18 protein-coding genes and 2 pseudogenes are annotated in these 20,351 nt (G+C 54.0%); 11 read left to right on the forward strand and 9 right to left on the reverse strand.

Translation table 11 applies throughout. The features are described 5' to 3' along the window. Genes pqiA through rlmKL form a run of 3 tightly spaced genes read right to left on the reverse strand, consistent with a single transcriptional unit; the run spans nt 1 to nt 5,296 of the window. The gene (gene pqiA, locus INF68_RS16385) at nt 1-1,254 is read right to left on the reverse strand and encodes a membrane integrity-associated transporter subunit PqiA (protein ID WP_126787252.1); all 1,254 of its coding nucleotides are present in this window, start codon (nt 1,252-1,254) and stop codon (nt 1-3) included. A 13-nt stretch (nt 1,255-1,267) separates the two neighbouring features. Then, on the reverse strand, nt 1,268-3,175 hold the full coding sequence (locus INF68_RS16390; protein WP_033145115.1) for an ABC transporter ATP-binding protein: 1,908 nt from the start codon (nt 3,173-3,175) through the stop codon (nt 1,268-1,270). A 12-nt stretch (nt 3,176-3,187) separates the two neighbouring features. Further along, the gene (gene rlmKL, locus INF68_RS16395) at nt 3,188-5,296 is read right to left on the reverse strand and encodes a bifunctional 23S rRNA (guanine(2069)-N(7))-methyltransferase RlmK/23S rRNA (guanine(2445)-N(2))-methyltransferase RlmL (RefSeq protein ID WP_126787253.1); all 2,109 of its coding nucleotides are present in this window, start codon (nt 5,294-5,296) and stop codon (nt 3,188-3,190) included. Nucleotides 5,297-5,394: 98 nt separating this feature from the next. Between rlmKL and INF68_RS16400 the strand changes: the two genes are divergently transcribed. Further along, nucleotides 5,395-6,504, forward strand: coding sequence for a YcbX family protein (locus INF68_RS16400; protein WP_045354500.1), 1,110 nt, complete (start codon nt 5,395-5,397; stop codon nt 6,502-6,504). On the opposite strand, the gene zapC is transcribed toward INF68_RS16400, so the two are convergent. Together zapC and pyrD are read right to left on the reverse strand one after the other, a co-directional pair. Then, nucleotides 6,501-7,043 carry a cell division protein ZapC gene (gene zapC / locus INF68_RS16405; protein ID WP_023311020.1) on the reverse strand — a complete coding sequence of 181 codons (543 nt, stop codon included), beginning with the start codon at nt 7,041-7,043 and terminating at the stop codon, nt 6,501-6,503. The two genes, INF68_RS16400 and zapC, sit on opposite strands and share 4 nt — an antisense overlap. 165 nt (nt 7,044-7,208) lie before the next feature. After that, complete coding sequence (gene pyrD, locus INF68_RS16410; RefSeq protein WP_023311019.1) at nt 7,209-8,219, reverse strand: quinone-dependent dihydroorotate dehydrogenase; 1,011 nt, start codon at nt 8,217-8,219, stop codon at nt 7,209-7,211. A gap of 248 nt (nt 8,220-8,467) precedes the next feature. On the opposite strand from pyrD, the gene ssuE reads away from it, so the two are divergent. The 5 genes from ssuE to ssuB are packed head-to-tail and all read left to right on the forward strand — an operon-like array spanning nt 8,468 to nt 12,708. Then, entirely contained in the window at nt 8,468-9,043 is a 576-nt protein-coding gene (ssuE, locus tag INF68_RS16415) for an NADPH-dependent FMN reductase (protein WP_047174502.1), read from the forward strand. Then, nucleotides 9,036-9,998: a sulfonate ABC transporter substrate-binding protein gene (locus INF68_RS16420; RefSeq protein WP_039261603.1), complete on the forward strand. Its 963-nt coding sequence runs from the start codon at nt 9,036-9,038 to the stop codon at nt 9,996-9,998. The genes ssuE and INF68_RS16420 overlap by 8 nt, the downstream gene beginning before the upstream one ends. After that, nucleotides 9,995-11,140: an FMNH2-dependent alkanesulfonate monooxygenase gene (ssuD, locus tag INF68_RS16425; protein ID WP_126787254.1), complete on the forward strand. Its 1,146-nt coding sequence runs from the start codon at nt 9,995-9,997 to the stop codon at nt 11,138-11,140. Before INF68_RS16420 ends, ssuD begins: the two co-directional genes overlap by 4 nt. Nucleotides 11,141-11,149: 9 nt before the next feature. Continuing rightward, nucleotides 11,150-11,941, forward strand: coding sequence for an aliphatic sulfonate ABC transporter permease SsuC (ssuC, locus tag INF68_RS16430; protein ID WP_023311016.1), 792 nt, complete (start codon nt 11,150-11,152; stop codon nt 11,939-11,941). Next, nucleotides 11,938-12,708, forward strand: a complete 771-nt coding sequence (ssuB, locus tag INF68_RS16435) for an aliphatic sulfonates ABC transporter ATP-binding protein (RefSeq protein ID WP_126787255.1) — start codon at nt 11,938-11,940, stop codon at nt 12,706-12,708. Before ssuC ends, ssuB begins: the two co-directional genes overlap by 4 nt. A 100-nt stretch (nt 12,709-12,808) precedes the next feature. On the opposite strand, the gene pepN is transcribed toward ssuB, so the two are convergent. Beyond that, a complete protein-coding gene (pepN, locus tag INF68_RS16440; RefSeq protein ID WP_126787256.1) occupies nt 12,809-15,421 on the reverse strand; it encodes an aminopeptidase N in 2,613 nt (870 codons plus the stop codon). A gap of 424 nt (nt 15,422-15,845) precedes the next feature. Here pepN and INF68_RS16445 point away from each other — a divergent pair, with 424 nt between their 5' ends. Then, the gene (locus tag INF68_RS16445) at nt 15,846-16,112 is read left to right on the forward strand and encodes a DinI family protein (protein WP_193525361.1); all 267 of its coding nucleotides are present in this window, start codon (nt 15,846-15,848) and stop codon (nt 16,110-16,112) included. 232 nt (nt 16,113-16,344) lie between these two features. Here the strand turns inward: INF68_RS16445 and INF68_RS16450 are convergent, their stop codons facing one another. Continuing rightward, the gene (locus INF68_RS16450; RefSeq protein WP_046275175.1) at nt 16,345-16,914 is read right to left on the reverse strand and encodes a recombinase family protein; all 570 of its coding nucleotides are present in this window, start codon (nt 16,912-16,914) and stop codon (nt 16,345-16,347) included. 135 nt (nt 16,915-17,049) lie between these two features. On the opposite strand from INF68_RS16450, the pseudogene INF68_RS16455 reads away from it, so the two are divergent. Together INF68_RS16455 and INF68_RS16460 are read left to right on the forward strand one after the other, a co-directional pair. Beyond that, a pseudogene (locus INF68_RS16455) lies at nt 17,050-17,646 on the forward strand (site-specific integrase); the annotation flags it as partial. 60 nt (nt 17,647-17,706) lie between these two features. Beyond that, a complete protein-coding gene (locus INF68_RS16460) occupies nt 17,707-17,955 on the forward strand; it encodes a DinI-like family protein (protein WP_001217553.1) in 249 nt (82 codons plus the stop codon). 143 nt (nt 17,956-18,098) lie between these two features. On the opposite strand, the gene INF68_RS16465 is transcribed toward INF68_RS16460, so the two are convergent. Further along, complete coding sequence (locus tag INF68_RS16465; protein WP_227412885.1) at nt 18,099-18,647, reverse strand: recombinase family protein; 549 nt, start codon at nt 18,645-18,647, stop codon at nt 18,099-18,101. Here INF68_RS16465 and INF68_RS16470 point away from each other — a divergent pair. Next, entirely contained in the window at nt 18,627-19,595 is a 969-nt protein-coding gene (locus INF68_RS16470) for an IS5 family transposase (RefSeq protein ID WP_180258314.1), read from the forward strand. The two genes, INF68_RS16465 and INF68_RS16470, sit on opposite strands and share 21 nt — an antisense overlap. A gap of 55 nt (nt 19,596-19,650) precedes the next feature. Here the strand turns inward: INF68_RS16470 and INF68_RS23520 are convergent. Next, nucleotides 19,651-19,728, reverse strand: a pseudogene (locus tag INF68_RS23520) (DNA-invertase); the annotation flags it as partial. 305 nt (nt 19,729-20,033) lie between these two features. On the opposite strand from INF68_RS23520, the gene INF68_RS16475 reads away from it, so the two are divergent. Next, a partial coding sequence (locus tag INF68_RS16475) for an acyltransferase family protein (RefSeq protein ID WP_193525362.1) occupies nt 20,034-20,351 on the forward strand: 318 nt, incomplete at its 3' end.

The raw sequence follows: 20,351 nt of genomic DNA on the forward strand, positions 1-20,351 counted from the left end.
TTACTCTTCCTCATGCCTTGATTCAGGCTCACGATCCCACGATAAACGAGGGTCGAAGGTCATGGCCGCAAACATGGTCATAATCACGACCAGTGCAAACATTAAAGCCCCCATCGCGGGATAAATACTCATCAAGCCGCCCATTCGCACCAGTGCAGAGAGAACGGCGATGACAAACACGTCAATCATTGACCAGCGTCCGACAAACTCAACCACTTCATAAATCAGGTGCATACGTTCGCTGTCGCGTTTTCCATGACCTTTCGCATCCCAGCAGAGCCAGGCGATGGCGATCATTTTTAAGGTTGGCACCATAATACTGGCGATAAAGATCACGCCGGCGACAGGATAGGAACCTTCGCCCCACAGCAGTATCACACCGGCCAGGATCGTCGAGGGCATTTTGTCACCGAGCAAATCGGTGATCATGATTGGCAGAATATTGGCTGGCAGATACAGCATGATAGACGTGACCAGCAGAGCCATCGTCCACTGCAGGCTGTTTTTACGGCGTACGTGCCCTTTCGTTTCGCAGCGTGGACAAACATCGAGATCGGCGGGCAGTACGGCGGTACAGCACGGGCACGAGCGTAGCCCCTGACGAATGCCGGGCACGCCGACTTTTACCGTCTGCGCAAGCGTCGGTGCCGGGGCGATATCATCCCACGCCCAGCGCCTGTCCACGCACTGGAAGGCGCGCAGCTGCAGGACACAGTACAGGCACCACGGAATAAAGCTGCTGCCGATCCCCACATCACCGTACGCCATGAGCTTCACGAAACTGACCAGAATGCCCGCCAGAAAGATCTCGGCCATGCCCCAGCTTTTGAGCTGAAAAAGGATACGCGCGAGCCGGATTTTCAGTGATGAGGGCATCCTGAAGCGGTTGACCAGCAAAAGGATAACGACCAGGCAAAAAGCCGGGACTATCTGGACAAACAGGAGAAAAAAGGTGCCGAGGCTGGCGTAATCTTCCGAGAACATCACGCCCGGGATTTCAAGCAGATCCACCTGGCTGGTTATCCCTCCCACCTTCATATAGATGAAGGGGAAGAGATTGGAGAGCAGCAGCATGAACAATGCTGCCAGAGCGTAAGCAGTGGGACGCTGCCGCGGCGCGTCCCACTCGGTTGTCAACGTTGCGCCGCAACGTGGACACAGGGCTTTATGTCCGTGACCAAGCTCTGGCAACGCCACGAGCATATCGCATTGCGAGCATAAAATATGCCTGTCGGCATGGTGCTGGTCACACATATGTTATCCCTGTTTATGCGCCGTTTTTCAGAGACTCAAGGTACTCCCAGCGCTCAAATGCTTCTTCCAGGGCTTTTTCAGCCGCGGACAGTTCAGCCAGTACCTTCTGAGTATAGTCATGCGATTGGGTAAAAAATGACGCATCAGCGACCTGTTTTTGCAGATCCTCAAGCGCGGCCTCCAGCTCTTCAAGACGCTGCGGTAGCCCCTCCAGTTCGCGCTGCAGGTTATAGCTTAGTTTAGCCGAGGTTTTCTTGACAGTTTCTGCTTTTGTTACAGCAGGTTCTGAACTTATTTTGGACTTTGACTGTTTCTGCGCCAGAGACTGCGATTGCTGCCCTTTTGCATCGTGATAACCGCCTACGTATTGTCCAATTCGCCCTTCACCTTCGAAGATCCAGCACTCGGTTACGGTGTTATCCACGAACTGACGATCGTGGCTGACCAGCATTACTGTCCCCTGATAACCGTCAATCAGTTCTTCGAGCAATTCCAGCGTTTCGACATCCAGGTCGTTCGTTGGTTCATCGAGAATCAACAGGTTACTTGGTTTCAGGAACAGACGCGCCAGCAGCAGACGATTACGCTCTCCGCCAGATAACGCACGCACAGGGGTCATCGCACGTTTCGGATGGAACAGGAAGTCCTGCAGATAGCCCAGCACGTGGCGCGGCTTGCCGTTTACCATCACCTCTTGCTTGCCTTCGGCGAGGTTATCCATCACCGTGCGGTCCGGATCCAGCTCCGCGCGGTGCTGGTCGAAGTAGGCAACTTCCAGCTTAGTCCCACAGTGAATGCGGCCGCTGTCGGCCTGCAGCTGGCCCAGCATCAGCTTCAGCAGCGTGGTTTTACCACAGCCGTTCGGGCCGATAAGCGCAATTTTGTCACCGCGCTGAACCTGGGCGGAGAAATCTTTCACCAGCACTTTTCCATCAACCTGATAGTTGACGTTTTCCATTTCGAAGACAATCTTGCCGGAACGGGACGCTTCTTCCACCTGCATTTTGGCGCTGCCCATCACTTCACGTCGTTCGCTGCGCTCACGGCGCATTGCCTTCAGAGCGCGCACGCGGCCTTCGTTACGGGTACGGCGGGCCTTGATGCCCTGGCGGATCCACACCTCTTCCTGCGCCAGCTTGCGGTCGAACTCCGCATTCTGCAGCTCTTCCACACGCAGGTTTTCTTCTTTCTCAAGCAGATAGGTGTCGTAATCGCCAGGATAGGTGACCAGCTTGCCGCGGTCGAGATCGACAATACGCGTTGCCATGTTGCGAATAAACGAACGGTCGTGCGAGATAAAGATGATGGTGCCGCTGAAGGTTTTCAGGAACCCTTCCAGCCAGTCAATCGCTTCGATATCCAGGTGGTTCGTCGGTTCGTCCAGCAGCAGCACCTTCGGCCCGCTGACCAGCGCGCGGCCCAGGGCCGCTTTACGCAGCCAGCCGCCGGAGAGCGCCGACAGCTCCATGTCCGCTTCCAGACCAAGCTGGGCCAGAACCTCGTTAATGCGGTTTTCAAGCTGCCACAGACCGTGGTGATCGAGCATCTCCTGCACTTTCGCCAGTTCGTTGAGGTTCTTGTCGCTCGGATCGGTCATCACCAGATGCGATATCTCGTGATAGCGCTTCAGATATTCGGCCTGCTCAGAGATCCCTTCCGCCACGAAATCGTAAACGCTGCCGGTCACGTGACGCGGCGGGTCCTGCTGGAGGCGGGAGACGATCAGATCCTGCTCGTAAACGATGCGGCCGTCATCCAGCCCCTGTTCGCGGTTGAGGATTTTCATCAGCGTGGATTTACCCGCGCCGTTACGGCCCACCAGACAGACGCGCTCGTTATCTTCGATATGCAGCTCTGCATTATCGAGAAGCGGCGAGTCGCTGAAAGAGAGCCACGCGCCGTGCATACTAATTAAAGACATTTATTTTTCCTTTCAGACCGCGGTAATCAACCAGCAGTTATGAATTTGACGGTTGCGGGCAAAGTCCTGAGACAGCGTTTTTTGGCTAATTTCTTGTGCTTTCAGTCCCAGGGCTGCTAAGCCGTCATGATCCATACGGAAGCCGCGTTTGTTGTTCGAGAACATAATGGTGCCGCCCTTACGCAGCAGGCGCTTCAGGTCGGTCATCAGGCGCAGGTGATCGCGTTGAACGTCAAAGCTATCCTCCATGCGCTTGGAGTTGGAGAAGGTCGGCGGATCGATAAAGATCAGGTCGAACTGCTCGTCGGTATCACGCAGCCAGCCCAGCACGTCGGCCTGCATCAGTCGGTGCTGACGTCCGGTAAGCCCGTTAAGACGCAGGTTGCGCTCCGCCCACTCCAGATAGGTGCGGGACATATCTACCGTGGTGGTGCTCCGCGCGCCGCCCAGACCCGCATGCACGCTCGCGCTGCCGGTATAGGAGAACAGGTTGAGGAAATCTTTGCCCTTGCTCATCTGACCCAGCATGCGACGGGCGATACGGTGGTCGAGGAACAGGCCGGTATCGAGATAGTCGGTCAGGTTCACCCACAGGCGAGCGTTGTATTCGCCCACTTCGATAAAGTCCCCCTTCTCGCCCATCTTCTGGTACTGATTTTTCCCTTTCTGACGCTCGCGGGTTTTCAGCACCAGCTTGTTTGGCGCAATGCCGAGCACGGCGATGGTGGCCGCAATCACATCCAGCATGCGCTGACGCGCTTTTTGCGCATCAATGGTTTTCGGTGGAGCATATTCCTGAATCACCACCCAGTCCGCGTAGCGGTCAACCGCCACGTTGTACTCCGGCAGATCGGCGTCGTACAGGCGGTAGCATTCAATCCCTTCCTGCTTCGCCCACTTCTCGTATTTCTTCAGGTTCTTGCGCAGGCGGTTGGCGTAATCTTCCGCCACGCCGGATGGCTTACTGTCCGCCGCTTTCTCCGCCAGATGGTAGTTTTTCTGCACGCAGTCCAGCGGGCCGTTTTTCGCTTTAAACTGGCGATCGGCACGCAGCTGCAGGCAGCTCAGCAGCTCCGGCGAGGCGCTAAACAGCGACAGGTTCCAGCCGCCGAAGTAGTCCTTCATATTGCGCCCCAGCAGGCTGTGCAGGGCAATCAGCGCCGGTTCGCTGTCCAGACGCTCACCGTATGGCGGGTTGCTGATCACGGTACCGTACGGGCCTTTTGGCAGCGGGTTGGTCAGGTTCGCCACGTCTTTCACCTCGAAGGTGACCAGCTCGCCGATACCGGCGCGACGGGCGTTGCTGCGCGCGCGTTCGATCACGCGCGGGTCGCTGTCCGAACCGTAGAAGTGGGAGGTGTACTCCGCCAGACCTTTACGCGCGCGGGTCTGCGCGTCGTCTTTGACCTCTTTCCAGAGCGCTTCGTCGTGCTGCGCCCAGCCTTTAAAACCCCAGTGACCGCGATGCAGGCCCGGCGCGCGGTCGGTTGCCAGCATGGCCGCTTCAATCAGCAACGTACCGGAACCACACATCGGATCGAGCAGCGGCGTGCCCGGCTGCCAGCCGGAGCGCATTACAATGGCGGCGGCCAGCGTTTCTTTAATTGGCGCCATACCGGTACGATCGCGGTAGCCGCGCAGGTGCAGGCCTGCGCCACTCAGATCGAGAGAAATACTCGCCGTGTCACCGTTGAGCCAGACGTTAATACGCAGATCCGGATTTTCGCGATCGACGTTTGGACGTTCCTTATTTTTACGCGTGAAGCAGTCCACAATGGCGTCTTTTACGCGCAGGGCACCGTACTGGCTGTTGCGGATCTCGTCGTTCACGCCGTTGAAATGCACCGCAAAGGTGGCATTGGGCGTGAAGATCTCTGTCCAGTCGATCATCTGTACGCCGGTATAGAGGTCCAGGTCGCTATAGACCTTGCACTCCTTCATCGGCAGCATGATGCGCGACGCCAGACGGCTCCACATCAGGCTCTGGTAAATAAGCCGCGTGTCGCCCTCAAAATGGACACCACCCTGAACCACCTGGCACTCTTGCGCGCCCAGGCTTTCCAGTTCAGTTTTTAACAGCTCTTCCAGCCCACGGGCCGTACTGGCAAACAGAGAATTCATATCGTCACTTTTACTCTTAGAAAATTGTCGCGCATTATAGCTAATATGGCGTGTATGTCATAAAGTTGAAGGCTTATTTTCATTTGTGGGAGTGTGCAGTGGCGACGTTATCCAGGCTTTTTATTCATCCGGTGAAATCCATGCGCGGCATTGGCGTCTCTCACGCGCTGGCCGACATGAGCGGATTCGCCTTCGATCGTATTTTTATGGTCACCGAGCCTGACGGCACGTTCATTACCGCACGCCAGTTCCCGCAGATGGTTCGCTTTACCCCTTCCCCGCTTCATGACGGTTTACACCTTACCGCGCCGGACGGTTCCAGCGCGGTAATTCGCTTTGCTGATTTTGCGCCTGTCGATGCGCCAACGGAAGTGTGGGGCAATCATTTTACCGCGCGCATCGCCCCGGATGAGATTAACCGCTGGCTGAGCGGTTTCTTCTCTCGCGACGTGCAGCTGCGCTGGGTAGGTCCTGAACTGACGCGTCGCGTTAAGCGCCATGACGCCGTTCCCCTTTCCTTCGCCGATGGTTTCCCGTTCCTGCTGACTAACGAAGCCTCGCTGCGCGATTTACAAGGCCGCTGCAAGGCCAGCGTTCAGATGGAACAGTTCCGTCCGAACCTGGTGGTCACGGGCGCCGATGCCTGGGAAGAAGACACCTGGAAAGTGATCCGCATCGGCAGCGTCATCTTTGATGTCGTAAAACCCTGCAGCCGCTGCATTTTCACCACGGTGAGCCCTGAGAAAGGCCAGAAGCACCCTTCCGGCGAGCCGCTGAAGACGCTGCAGTCGTTCCGCACCGCGCAGGATAACGGCGATGTGGATTTTGGTCAGAACCTGATCCCGCGCTCCAGCGGCGCAATCCGCGTCGGTGATGAGGTAGAAATTCTTGCCCGAGGGCCTGCAAAAGCGTACGGCTCAGGTCAGGAAGAAGAAATGGTCGACGTTGTGACGAATGTCGCCTCTGCGGTAGATATTCACTGGCAGGGCAACGTCATCCGTGGCAACAACCAGCAGGTATTACTGGAGCAACTGGAGCAGGCAGGTATTCGCGTACCCTATTCCTGTCGCGCAGGCATTTGCGGATGCTGCCGCATCAGGCTGGTGGATGGAGAGGTCAGTGCGCTGAAAAAATCGGCAATTGGAAATGACGGCACAATTCTGTGCTGTAGCTGCATACCGAAAACGTCCGTACAGCTGGAAGCTTAAACCGCCTGTTCAAGGCTGAAGGAATCTACGCGCAGCTGTGGCTTAAGCCTGTCGTTCATCACTTTAATGGCATCGCCAAGCTGCATCGTCCGCCCGGCAATGGTTACGCCGGGCTGTGCCAGCAGGCAGAGCGCCGCATTTTCGCCTGGCTCAACCACCAGCAGGCTCACCTCTTCTGCGGTATCGCTCAGATTGACGCTGGCCGCGTCACCCGTTGCCGGGGTCCAGCTCATACCATGCGCAAGAAAATGCCAGCTTTTTGGCATTTGCGGTTTCAGGAAGCGGATAGCCACCAGCGCATTTAATACCAGCTCGGCACGCTGCTCTTTAGAGAGCACCAGATCGCGACATTTTTCTTCAAAGGAGAAATAAAGCGCCGCATCGTCAACGCAAAAGCCCGACGGGGAAAATGCATCCGGGGTTAACATTCGGCGGGCAAAACGAGAACGAAACAACATGCCATTGGCTAAATCGAGCATCATTCGGTCATGCTCGTCGCAAAAATACCAGCGCCAGTTATCGTCAGGTTTAATTCGCATGTGTCTCTCCCGTCCCCAAACGTCCTGTACTAAAAATGTCCTGATTGCCGCTTCGTTTATAACACCATTAATAAAAGACTATAATGACTAAATAAGCAACAGTGACGGAATATAAAACAACCAGGGCTGGAAATAAAGCCCTGGTTGTCTGATTAAGAGAAAAGATTAGATATGAGTAACGATTTCTTTAATCAACGGCGGTCCTTTAAAAATAAAGCCGGAATAGATTTGCACCAGTGACGCACCTGCCGCCATTTTCTCGCGCGCAGCAATCACTGAGTCAATGCCGCCGACGCCAATAATCGGCAGACGTCCTTTTAATTCCGCAGACAGCGCGCGAATAATTTCGGTGCTTTTTAATTGCACCGGACGTCCACTTAACCCACCCGCTTCGTCACAGTTTTTCATTCCCTGCACGAGGGAACGATCTAGAGTGGTATTGGTCGCAATAACACCATCAATATTATGGCGAACCAAACTGTCGGCAACTTGGATCAATTCTTCAGGAGAAAGATCCGGGGCGATCTTAACCGCGACCGGAACATATTTATGGTGGATCGTCTGGAGTTCATTTTGTTTATTTTTAATGGCACTCAGAAGATCGTCCAGCGCTTCGCCATATTGTAAAGAACGCAGACCCGGAGTATTGGGTGAAGAAATATTCACCGCGATATAACCGGCATAGGCGTAGACTTTTTCCATACAAATCAGATAGTCATCTTTACCCTGCTCGACCGGCGTGTCTTTATTTTTGCCGATATTGATGCCTAATATCCCGTCAAAATGGGCTTTTTTTACGTTCTCCACCAGGTGATCAACACCGAGGTTATTAAAGCCCATGCGGTTGATCAGCCCTTCGGCTTCAACCAGGCGGAACAGGCGCGGCTTGTCATTTCCCGGCTGCGGGCGCGGCGTAACGGTACCGATTTCAATGGAGCCAAAGCCCATCGCGCCCAGGGCATCAATGCACTCGCCATTTTTGTCCAGACCGGCCGCCAGACCCAGCGGATTTTTAAAGGTCAGACCCATGCACTGCACAGGTTTTTCCGGCACATTCTGACGCACCAGAGCGGCCAGCGGCGTTCCGGTAATACGACGTAATTGCTGGAATGTAAATTCATGAGCGCGCTCAGGGTCGAGCTGGAAAAGGGCTTTACGAACGAAGGGGTAGTACATGAACTCTCCTGGATTCCCGGTGTGCAAACCGGGAGGGGATTATGGGCGATCCACGCGCGAAAGGGAATTGACCTGCGGCAAAAAATCAGCGCAAAACGCAATCGTTTACCTTCCCGTCTATTTCTTATGCACTTTTTCGCATTTTAATTGCAGATAAATCATTTAGTGGAATAACCGCGCGGTGTCACACTCCTGAAAATTGTTATGAATGTTAGATAAAAGCAAACAATTGGTTATAAGGAGGAAGTATGCGCGTCATTACCCTGGCCGGAAGTCCACGATTCCCTTCGCGCTCCAGCGCCCTGCTGGAATATGCCCGCGAAAAACTCAATGCCCTGGATGTGGAAGTGTGCCACTGGAACCTGCATAACTTCGAACCTGAAGATCTGCTCTATGCCCGTTTCGACAGCCCTGCTCTTAAAACGCTCATCGAGCAGCTTAACGGCGCTGACGGCTTAATTGTGGCAACGCCCATTTATAAAGCCTCCTTTTCCGGGGCGCTGAAAACCCTGCTCGATCTGCTTCCGGAGCGCGCCCTGGACGGCAAAGTTGTGCTGCCGCTGGCAACGGGCGGTACGGTTGCCCATTTATTGGCAGTGGATTATGCCCTGAAGCCGGTGCTGAACGCGCTGAAAGCGCAGGAGATCCTCCACGGCGTTTTCGCAGATGACTCCCAGATTATCGATTATCAACATAAACCTCATTTTACGCCGAACCTGCAAACCCGCCTCGATAACGCACTGGAAACCTTCTGGCACGCTCTGCACCGCAGGGATATCCAGGCCCCGGCGTTTGGTCAGCCTCAAGGAGTCGCACATGTTTAAAACGTTAACCCGTATCGGACTGGCAGGTCTGATGGCACTTACCTCGCTGGCCCATGCCGCAGAAGCGGCTCCGGAAAGTTTGCGCATTGGCTATCAGAAAGGCAGCGTCAGCATGGTGCTGGCGAAAAGCCACCAGCTGCTGGAAAAACGCTTCCCGGACACCAAATTCTCCTGGGTGGAGTTCCCTGCTGGCCCGCAGATGCTGGAGGCCCTGAACGTCGGCAGTATCGATCTCGGCAGCACGGGCGATATTCCGCCGATATTTGCCCAGGCGGCGGGAGCAGACCTCGTCTATGTTGGCGTTGAGCCGCCCAAACCGAAGGCCGAAGTGATTCTGGTGCCTGAAAACAGCGACATTAAAAGCGTCGCCGACCTCAAAGGGCATAAAGTGGCTTTCCAGAAAGGTTCCAGCTCACACAACCTGCTGTTGCGTGCCCTGCAGGAAGCCGGGCTGAAGTTCACTGACATTCAGCCTGTTTACCTGACGCCTGCCGACGCCCGCGCCGCGTTCCAGCAGAAGAACGTTGATGCCTGGGCCATCTGGGATCCGTACTACTCCGCCGCATTGCTGCAGGGCGGCGTTCGCGTGCTGAAAGACGGTACCACGCTGAAGCAGACCGGCTCGTTCTATCTGGCCGCGCGTCCTTATGCTGAAAAGAACGGCGCATTTATTCAGGGCGTACTGGATACCTTTACCCAGGCCGATGCGCTGACCCAGACCCAGCGTCAGGAGAGCATTGCCCTGCTGGCGAAAACCATGGGCTTACCTGAGCCGGTGATCGCGAGCTATCTCAACCACCGTCCGCCGACCACCATTACGCCCGTGGACGCGCACGTCGCCGCGCTTCAGCAACAAACGGCTGACCTTTTCTATCAAAACCACCTGGTGCCAAAACAGGTCACTATCCGCGAACGCATCTGGCAGCCCGCAGGCAAAGAAGGAGCTAAATCATGAGTCTGAATCTTTTCTGGTTTTTACCCACCCACGGTGATGGACACTATCTTGGTACAGAAGAGGGCTCGCGCCCGGTTGACCACGGCTACCTGCAGCAGATTGCGCAGGCGGCAGACCGAATCGGTTTCACCGGGGTGCTGATCCCGACCGGACGTTCATGTGAAGATGCCTGGCTGGTCGCCGCGTCGATGATCCCGGTCACCCAGCGTCTGAAGTTCCTGGTTGCGTTACGCCCGAGCGTGGTCTCCCCCACCGTGGCGGCGCGTCAGGCGGCAACGCTGGACAGGCTGTCCAACGGTCGCGCCCTGTTTAACCTGGTGACGGGCAGCGATCCGCAGGAGCTGGCGGGCGATGGGGTGTTCCTCGACCATACCGAGCGCTATGAAGCCTCCGCCGAGTTCACCCGCGTCTGGCGACGTCTGCTGGAAGGTGAAACCGTCACCTTTGAAGGCAAGCATATTCACGTTCGTGACGCGAAGCTCTACTTCCCGCCGGTTCAGCAGCCGCGACCGCCGCTCTATTTTGGCGGATCGTCGGATGTGGCCCAGGATCTGGCGGCAGAGCAGGTCGATCTCTATCTTACCTGGGGCGAACCGCCTGAGCTGGTGAAAGAAAAAATTGCCCAGGTACGCGCTAAGGCGGCCGCCCATGGCCGCAAGGTGCGCTTCGGTATTCGCCTGCACGTAATCGTGCGCGAAACCAATGAAGAAGCCTGGCAGGCCGCCGACCGTCTGATTTCCCATCTGGACGATGAGACCATCGCCAGGGCGCAGGCCGCGTTTGCCAAAACCGACTCCGTCGGACAGCACCGAATGGCGTCCCTGCACAACGGCAAGCGCGAGAATCTGGAGATCAGCCCGAACCTGTGGGCGGGCGTTGGCCTGGTGCGCGGCGGTGCGGGCACGGCGCTGGTCGGCGACGGACAGACCGTAGCCGCCCGGATTAATGAATACGCTGACCTGGGTATCGACAGCTTTATTCTCTCCGGTTACCCGCATCTTGAAGAGGCGTACAAGGTGGGCGAGCTGTTATTCCCGCATCTGGATGTTGCCATTCCGGAAATTCCGCAGCCGCAGCGGCTTCAGCTTCAGGGCGAAGCCGTGGCGAACGAGTTTATCCCACGCAAAGCCGCCCAGAGCTAAGGAGTGACCATGTCTGCCACCTCACAAAAATGGCTGCTGCGCGCCGCGCCGTGGTTTTTACCCGTCGGCATTGTGGCGCTCTGGCAGCTCGCATCGTCTACCGGCTGGCTGTCGAGCCGCATTCTGCCCTCTCCGGAGGGCGTTGTAGAAGCGTTCTGGTCGCTGAGCGTTAGCGGAGAGCTGTGGCAGCACCTGGCGATCAGCTCCTGGCGCGCCGTGATTGGATTTTCCATCGGCGGCAGCATCGGTCTGGTTCTGGGCCTGATCAGCGGCCTTTCACGCTGGGGCGAGCGGCTGCTGGATACCTCCATCCAGATGCTGCGCAACGTGCCGCATCTGGCGCTGATCCCGCTGGTCATTTTGTGGTTTGGAATTGATGAGAGCGCCAAGATCTTCCTCGTGGCGCTGGGCACACTGTTCCCGATCTACATCAACACCTGGCACGGCATCCGCAACATCGATCGCGGTCTGGTGGAGATGGCGCGCAGCTACGGCTTATCGGGTTTTTCCCTCTTTATTCATGTCATTCTGCCGGGCGCCCTGCCCTCCATTATGGTCGGGGTGCGTTTTGCGCTCGGCCTGATGTGGCTGACGCTGATTGTGGCGGAAACCATCTCAGCTAACTCCGGGATTGGCTACCTGGCGATGAACGCCCGCGAATTTCTGCAAACGGACGTGGTGGTGGTTGCCATTATCCTTTATGCCCTGCTCGGCAAACTCGCTGACGTCAGCGCCCAGTGGCTGGAGCGCAGCTGGCTGCGCTGGAACCCGGCCTATACCCTTCAGGAGGCGAAAGCATGAATACTGCACGACTGAATCAGGGGACCCCGTTACTGCTGAACGGCGTCACCAAACGCTACGGCGAAAAGACCATTCTTAACAGGCTGGATCTGCATATTCCCGCCGGACAGTTTGTGGCCGTCGTCGGGCGCAGCGGCGGAGGCAAGAGTACGCTGCTACGGCTGCTGGCCGGACTGGAAGCCCCCAACGGCGGCGACATTCTGGCAGGGACAACGCCGCTTGCGAATATTCAGGACGATACCCGCATGATGTTCCAGGACGCGCGGCTGCTGCCGTGGAAAACGGTTATCGACAACGTCGGGCTCGGTCTTAAGGGCAGCTGGCGGGATGAAGCCCGCCAGGCGCTGGCCGCCGTTGGGCTGGAAAATCGAGCCGATGAATGGCCTGCTGCCCTTTCGGGTGGACAGAAGCAGCGCGTGGCGCTGGCGCGGGCGTTGATTCACCGTCCGGGCCTGCTGTTGCTCGATGAACCGCTGGGCGCGCTCGACGCCCTGACGCGAATCGAAATGCAGGATTTGATTGGATCCCTCTGGCAGGCGCACGGCTTTACGGTACTGCTGGTGACGCATGACGTGAGCGAAGCCGTCGCCATGGCTGACCGGGTGCTGTTAATAGAGGAAGGGAAAATCGGTCTGGATCTGACGGTGGATCTTCCGCGGCCTCGTCGCGTGGGCTCGGCAAGACTGGCGGAGCTGGAAGCGGAAGTGCTGGATCGGGTGATGAAACGGGGGGAAACGGAGTTGCGGCGAGCTAAGGCTAATGCCTGATGCCCTCACCGCGGCCTTCTCCCACGGGGAGAGGGAGTAAACACTAAAAACGGCAACCGAGGTTGCCGTTTTGCTTTTACCTGCCCACCGGGCTTTTACATCAGGCAAGCGCTTTAGCAATCTTCTCGTATAGATCGCCAGACAGGTTCTCCAGCCCTTTCAGCTGCTCAAGCGCGGCACGCATCTTCGCCTGACGCTTCGCATCGTAGCGTTTCAGACGGATCAGCGGCTCAATCAGACGCGACGCCACCTGCGGGTTACGGCTGTTCAGCTCGGTCAGCATTTCCACCATGAACTGATAACCGCTGCCGTCTTCGGCGTGGAACGCCGCCGGGTTGCTGCTGGCAAATGCGCCAATCAGAGAACGCACGCGGTTTGGGTTGCTCAGGGTAAAGGAGCGATGCTTCAGCAGGCTGCGCACGTTGCTGAGCGCATCGGCCGCCGGACTGGTCGCCTGCAGGATGAACCACTTGTCCATCACCAGGCCATCCTGATGCCACTTGTCGTCGTACTCCTGCATTAGCGCATCGCGGCACGGCAGTTCGGCGGCAACGCTTGCGCCCAGCGCGGCCAGCGCGTCGGTCATGTTATCCGCTTCGTGATACTGCTTGCTCACCAGGGTGTTCGCCAGCTCGGTTTCGCCAAACGCCAGATAGCGCAGGCAGGTATTGCGCAGAGAACGTTTACCAATGTCCGCGTGCTCAACGCGATAAGCGTCAAGCTTGTTGGCGTTATAAATGGCGAGGAACTCATCGGCCAGTTCTGCAGCCAGCGTACGGGTCAACGCTTCACGCACCGCCACGATCGCAATCGGGTCGATGATGTCAAACAGCTCGGCGATTTCAGTCGCTGTCGGCAGGGTCAGAATTTCAGCGGCCAGGGCCGGGTCAATCTTCTCATCCAGCAGGATCGCGCGGAACGCGTCAGCCACATGGACAGGCAGCGACAGCGGCTGGCCCTGCTGATGGCGGTTTACGTTGAGCTTAATGTAGGTCGCCAGCAGGCTTTGCGCCGCATCCCAGCGGGAGAAGTCGTTACGCGCGTGACGCATCAGGAACGTCAGCTGCTGATCGCTCCACTTGTACTCCAGCTTCACCGGCGCGGAGAACTCACACAGCAGCGCAGGCACCGGCTGGAAGTAGACGTTATCGAAGATAAAGGTCTGTTCGGCCTGGGTCACGTTCAGCACGTGGTGTACCGGGTGGCCGCCCTTCTGCAGCGGGATGACTTTGCCTTCGTTATCGTACAGCTCAATGCTGAACGGAATATGCAGCGGATATTTCTCTTCCTGCTCCGCCGTCGGCGGCGTGCGCTGGCTGATGGTCAGGGTATACTGCTCGGTTTCCGGATTGTAATCGTCTTTGACGGTGACAACTGGCGTCCCGGCCTGGCTGTACCAGCGGCGGAAGTGAGAGAGATCGACATTAGAGGCATCCTCCATCGCCTGCACAAAATCGTCGCAGGTGGCCGCGCTGCCGTCATGACGCTCGAAGTACAGCTGCATCCCTTTCTGGAAGTTCTCCTCGCCCAGAAGGGTGTGAATCATGCGGATAATTTCAGCGCCCTTCTCGTACACCGTCAGAGTGTAGAAGTTGTTCATCTCGATGACTTTATCCGGGCGGATCGGATGCGCCATTGGGCTGGCATCTTCTGCAAACTGCAGACCACGCATGGTACGCACGTTGTTGATGCGATTCACCGCGCGTGAACCCAGATCGGAGCTGAACTCCTGATCGCGGAAGACGGTCAGGCCCTCTTTCAGGCTCAGCTGGAACCAGTCGCGGCAGGTGACGCGGTTACCGGTCCAGTTGTGGAAATATTCGTGGCCGATAACGCGTTCGATATCAAGGTAGTCTTTGTCCGTTGCGGTATCGGTACGCGCCAGCACGTATTTAGAGTTAAAGACGTTAAGGCCCTTGTTCTCCATTGCGCCCATGTTGAAGAAATCGACAGCGACGATCATATAGATGTCGAGGTCATATTCGAGGCCGAAGCGTTCCTCGTCCCACTTCATGGAGTTGATGAGAGAGGTCATCGCCCACGGCGCGCGGTCAAGGTTGCCGCGGTCAACGAACAGCTCCAGCGCCACCTCGCGACCAGAGCGCGTTTTGAATGTATCGCGCAGCACGTCGAAGTCCCCCGCCACCAGCGCAAACAGGTAGCACGGTTTCGGGAAGGGATCCTGCCACTGCACCCAGTGACGGCCATTCTCCAGCTCGCCTTCGCCTACGCGATTACCGTTGGAGAGCAGGAAGGGATACAGGGTTTTATCGGCGATGATTTTGGTGGTGAAGCGCGCCAGGACGTCCGGACGGTCGAGATACCAGGTTATATGGCGGAACCCTTCCGCTTCACACTGGGTACACAGCGCCACGCCCGACTGGTAAAGCCCTTCCAGCGCGGTGTTGGCGGCCGGGCTGATTTCATTCACGATGCGCAGCGTAAACTGTTCCGGCAGGTTGTCGATGACCAGCTGGTTGTTTTCTTCTTTATAGTCCGACCAGGCTTCATCATTAATATGCAGGGAGACCAGCGTCAGGTCTTCACCATCCAGACGCAGCGGCACCGCAGTTGCGCTATGGCGCGTCACCTGGCTCACCGCCGTGACAACGGTTTTTGTGGCATCCAGGTCAAAAGTCAGATCGATTTCGCTAATCAGGTAATCCGGCGCACGGTAGTCGTGGCGGTATTTGGCTTGTGGCTGTTGTGTCATAGAAAACCTTATGCATCGTTTGTCGAGTAACGTTTCAATATATTCCTGTTGCGCAAATCGCGCTATGCAGAATGTTCATCTTTTCAGGGTCAAAACCCTTTTTTGCTACATTTGTATAATATGAACTCATAGTTTTTAAAATCGATAAAGATCGTCCAGGAGCGCTTTAAACAAGGGATGAGCGAGATCGAGATAAAGCTTGATTAACGAACTTTAACGAACTTCAGGGACTACTTTTGCCCCATCCATGCCCCACGCATAATTCTAGTCAACGCCAGACCACATCAGCCCTGCAGGGCAACTCGATAACAAATACGCCAGCAGTATGTTCCCCAAAATTTAAAAACAAGTGGTTCATGCCTTGACAGACAAAACCGCCAAAGCAAAAATACTGTATATTCACACAGTAATTAGCGGAGCACGTATGTTTGTAGAACTGGTTTATGACAAGCGTAATGTTGAGGGGCTCGAAGGGGCCAGAGAGATTATCCTGGCAGAGCTGACGAAGCGGGTGCACCAGATTTTTCCCGATGCTGAGGTGAGGGTGAAGCCAATGCAGGCTAACGCCTTAAACAGCGACTGCACCAAAATTGAGAAAGAACGGCTGAACCGCATGCTGGAAGAAATGTTTGAAGAATCTGATATGTGGCTGGTGTCTGAATTCCCGACGGTTCGCCAAGCTGGGCTGTAACATGGTTCAGGCTGCCAGCTTCAATATTCACTGGCGGCCTGCATTATGTCTTACCACTACCTACCGGAAATTTTCGGTAGAGTGTTGAAACCCCTACGTATAGCGCGCGAAATCATTTGATACTGATTTGAAACTCATTTGATACCGCGCGTTGGCGCAAAAATAAAATCATTTGATACTGATTTTAAGCCGGTTTAAAGCCGCCTAAAACCGGCGGCCCATGAGCAGATGATCACATGACCGAAGTTGAACAGCTGTTCCCCGGAAATTTTTTATACAACGTTGACAGCCCCACACCGAATTCTTTCGATACCTCCCTGTGAGTCCTGCCTGACTTCAGCGCAGTCCCAAATTTATCCCAATGCTCGTCAGTGAATGTCGGCCTACGGCCACCATAGCGGCCCTTGGAGCGTGCGACAGCCAGACCTGCCAGCGTTCTCTCACTATTGAGATCGGACTCATATTGCGCCGCCGACAGAATATTGCGGAAATTGTAGCGCCCCGATGCTGACTTGAGGTCCACGCCATCAGTGATAGAGCGGATGTTTACGTTACGTGAATGCAACTCCTGAAACGTGACCAGTGCATGAAGAACGTCACGACCAATGCGGTCAAGCTTCCAGAGTACCAGCTCATCACCCGGTTGCAGCATCGCTACTACATGGCGCAGGATGCGACGTTTGGTGTTACGGCCGCTGGCCTTCTCTTCGAAAATTTGTTCACAGCCGGCTGCCTGAAGTGCGAGCATCTGCATCTCGGTATCCTGGTGGTTTGAGCTTACGCGTGCATATCCAATAATCATCGGTCTTACCTCTGTCGTTGAGATAAAACCAGGTTAACAAATTCGACTTTTTCTCAAACAACCCCGGCGACGCAGAAAAATAAAACCGTTTAAACGTGTAAAAAAGCCCTGCTGAACAGGGCTTAAATCGGCGTTCTACCAAAGGTTGGTTTAATTGGTAAATCAAATCGTCGTAATCGTAGACCGGCATCTGATGAACTGGACATGCTCATTGAAGGTCTTCAACAACGATCTACACATAAATGCTCAAAAATTCCGTTCGTTGATATCCTCAAATTTTCTGTGTGGTCATGTATGCGAATCGGTGAAGTATGCCGATTACGATGGGAGGATCTCGATCAGGAACAAAAATCCATACTCGTAAGAGACAGGAAAGATCCACGTAAAAAGGAAGGCAACCATATGAAAGTAGCCTTGCTTGGGGAAGCCTGGGATATCGTCCAACGACAACCCAAAAAATCAGAATTCATTTTTCCATATAACAGCACTTCTGTTACTGCGGGATTCCAGAGGGTAAGAAGCAAATTAGGTATTAAAGATCTGCGATACCATGATTTGCGTAGAGAAGGGGCAAGTCGCTTATTTGAGGCTGGTTTTAGTATTGAGGAAGTCGCCCAGGTTACAGGGCATCGTTCATTAAACGTGCTATGGCAGGTATATACCGAACTGTATCCGAAATCTTTACATAATCGTTTTGAAGAGCTCCAAAGGAGCAGAAATAAGACCTCTTGACACTGTTTATCCATACAGTTAAAATAATACTGTATACAAACACAGTATAGAGGGACTTTTATGCGTATTGAAATCTGCATAGCCAAAGAAAAAATGACTAAAATGCCAACCGGTGCTGTGGATGCGTTAAAGGAAGAATTAACCCGACGCATCAGTAAACGTTATGACGATGTAGAGGTGATCGTAAAAGCCACCAGCAACGATGGCCTTTCTGTTACACGCACCGCAGATAAGGATTCTGCAAAAACTTTTGTTCAGGAGACTCTGAAAGATACCTGGGAATCTGCTGACGAGTGGTTTGTTCACTAATTAACACGTAAAATCGGTAACGGCTGGAAATCATTCAATACTCGCACTATCGAAAGTTCGCCAGCCAGCCGCAGCACGTTCTTGCATACGACGTGGCTGCGGCTTCCAACATTAGACAAATAACTCTTTAAATTGCTTTTAAATTATTTCGTTTGAATGCCAGTAACAGGAAATCGTTTATATAGGGTTGATAGCCCAACGTTATAGATACGTGCAACATAACGCCGTGATTTCCCTGCCGCTATGAGCGCTCCCATCTGTTGCCACTGCTCGTCGCTAAACTTCGGTCTACGCCCACCAATCCGGCCTTTGGATCTGGCAATAGCCAAACCAGCTAAAGTTCGCTCGCTATTCAAATCAGATTCATACTGCGCAGCAGAAAGAATATTACGGAAATTATAGCGACCACTTGCTGTTTTCAGGTCTACACCATCTGTAATACTCCGAAAATTAACGCCTTTTTCGTGCAGATTTTGAAACATCAATAGCGCATGTAGCACATTTCTCCCTATCCGATCTAGCTTCCAGACAATCAACTCATCTCCACTTTTCATCACCGAAATTAATTCCTTTAACACAGGGCGATTAGCTGTTCTGCCACTGGCATATTCTTCATAAATTCGCTCACAGCCAGCTGACGGCTTTGTTGAATAAATCGAACTTTTGCTGAGTTGAAGGATCAGATCACGCATCTTCCCGACAACGCAGACCGTTCCGTGGCAAAGCAAAAGTTCAAAATCACCAACTGGCCCACCTACAATAAAGCCCTCATCAACCGTGGCTCCATAACTTTCTGGCTGGATGATGAAGCTATTCAGGCCTGGTATGAGTCGGCAACGCCTTCATCACGGGGAAGACCTCAGCGCTATTCTGATCTCGCCATCACCACCGTTCTGGTCATTAAACGCGTGTTCAGGTTGACCCTGCGGGCTGCACAGGGTTTTATTGATTCCATTTTTACACTGATGAATGTTCCGTTGCGCTGCCCGGATTACACCAGTGTCAGCAAGCGCGCAAAGTCGGTTAATGTCAGTTTCAAAACGTTCACCCGAGGTGAAATCGCGCATCTGGTGGTTGATTCCACCGGGCTGAAGGTCTTTGGTGAAGGCGAATGGAAAGTCAAAAAACACGGCAAAGAACGCCGTCGTATATGGCGAAAGTTGCATCTGGCAGTTGACAGCAAAACACATGAAATCATCTGTGCAGACCTGTCGCTGAACAATGTGACGGACTCAGAAGCCTTCCCGGGTCTTATCCGGCAGACTCACAGAAAAATCAGGGCAGCATCGGCAGACGGCGCTTACGACACCCGGCTCTGTCACGATGAACTGCGGCGTAAGAAAATCAGCGCGCTTATCCCTCCCCGAAAAGGTGCGGGTTACTGGCCTGGTGAATATGCAGACCGTAACCGTGCAGTGGCTAATCAGCGAATGACCGGGAGTAATGCGCGGTGGAAATGGACAACAGATTACAACCGTCGCTCGATAGCGGAAACGGCGATGTACCGGGTAAAACAGCTGTTCGGGGGTTCACTGACGCTGCGTGACTACGATGGTCAGGTTGCGGAGGCTATGGCCCTGGTACGAGCGCTGAACAAAATGACGAAAGCAGGTATGCCTGAAAGCGTGCGTATTGCCTGAAAACACAACCCGCTACGGGGGAGACTTACCCGAAATCTGATTTATTCAACAAAGCCCCAGCTGACTCAAGTGCAAGACATTGCAACTCTGTATCCTGATGATTTGTTGATACACGAACATACCCGTAAATCATGAGTGCTTCTCCTGTTGTAAAAATAGGAGAAGCGGTGAAATATCACCTTATTCAGAAAAATATTTGAATGTTGATGGAGTATAGAGTAAAAAGGTCCATCAAACGATGATGATCGCTAGCTATTCGCTCATGCAATTAGCGAGGCGTTGAAGGAGGTGACAATGCGCATGTAGAAGGAAAATGAGAGATTTGTTGCAACGCACAGATCAGATTCCAGAAAAAACAGCATAAAAATATTATTGTGCGGTTTTTCAAAGAAAATCAATAATTCCATTCCGTCATTAAAATATATGAATCGTTTTAATATGCTCAGCAAAGATACCACAACTAATCTCAAAGGATTTGCAATACTAATTGTAATGCTTGGCCATCTCGTAAATATCAATAAAAGTACGCTGAATTATGATTTCAGATACTTTGCCGCCTTTAGCGTAGCAATATTTTTAATTGTTTCCGGTTATGGACTATCTGCTTCATTTTCATCAAATGGTTTGAAACATTTTTTTAGCAAAAGATTATCAGCTGTAATCATACCTTATGCGATAGCAACAATATTTGTGTCGTTTGCCTATAATATATTATTTAATGATCCCATAAGGGTTCTTAGGGTAATAACACTAAAT

Source organism: Enterobacter cloacae complex sp. P16RS2 (genome assembly GCF_014982155.1).
Lineage (GTDB): Bacteria > Pseudomonadota > Gammaproteobacteria > Enterobacterales > Enterobacteriaceae > Enterobacter > Enterobacter cloacae_M.

What these genes read in the sequence shown, in the direction of transcription:
- INF68_RS16420 (WP_039261603.1), top strand. Translation starts at nt 9,036, where the DNA reads ATGTTTAAAACGTTAACCCGTATCGGACTGGCAGGTCTGATGGCACTT.
- INF68_RS16445 (WP_193525361.1), top strand. Translation starts at nt 15,846, where the DNA reads ATGTTTGTAGAACTGGTTTATGACAAGCGTAATGTTGAGGGGCTCGAA.
- INF68_RS16390 (WP_033145115.1), bottom strand. Translation starts at nt 3,175, where the DNA reads ATGTCTTTAATTAGTATGCACGGCGCGTGGCTCTCTTTCAGCGACTCG.
- pqiA (WP_126787252.1), bottom strand. Translation starts at nt 1,254, where the DNA reads ATGTGTGACCAGCACCATGCCGACAGGCATATTTTATGCTCGCAATGC.
- INF68_RS16465 (WP_227412885.1), bottom strand. Translation starts at nt 18,647, where the DNA reads ATGCGTGATCTGATCCTTCAACTCAGCAAAAGTTCGATTTATTCAACA.
- pepN (WP_126787256.1), bottom strand. Translation starts at nt 15,421, where the DNA reads ATGACACAACAGCCACAAGCCAAATACCGCCACGACTACCGTGCGCCG.
- ssuC (WP_023311016.1), top strand. Translation starts at nt 11,150, where the DNA reads ATGTCTGCCACCTCACAAAAATGGCTGCTGCGCGCCGCGCCGTGGTTT.
- zapC (WP_023311020.1), bottom strand. Translation starts at nt 7,043, where the DNA reads ATGCGAATTAAACCTGACGATAACTGGCGCTGGTATTTTTGCGACGAG.
- INF68_RS16450 (WP_046275175.1), bottom strand. Translation starts at nt 16,914, where the DNA reads ATGATTATTGGATATGCACGCGTAAGCTCAAACCACCAGGATACCGAG.
- pyrD (WP_023311019.1), bottom strand. Translation starts at nt 8,219, where the DNA reads ATGTACTACCCCTTCGTTCGTAAAGCCCTTTTCCAGCTCGACCCTGAG.
- ssuD (WP_126787254.1), top strand. Translation starts at nt 9,995, where the DNA reads ATGAGTCTGAATCTTTTCTGGTTTTTACCCACCCACGGTGATGGACAC.
- rlmKL (WP_126787253.1), bottom strand. Translation starts at nt 5,296, where the DNA reads ATGAATTCTCTGTTTGCCAGTACGGCCCGTGGGCTGGAAGAGCTGTTA.
- ssuE (WP_047174502.1), top strand. Translation starts at nt 8,468, where the DNA reads ATGCGCGTCATTACCCTGGCCGGAAGTCCACGATTCCCTTCGCGCTCC.
- INF68_RS16460 (WP_001217553.1), top strand. Translation starts at nt 17,707, where the DNA reads ATGCGTATTGAAATCTGCATAGCCAAAGAAAAAATGACTAAAATGCCA.
- ssuB (WP_126787255.1), top strand. Translation starts at nt 11,938, where the DNA reads ATGAATACTGCACGACTGAATCAGGGGACCCCGTTACTGCTGAACGGC.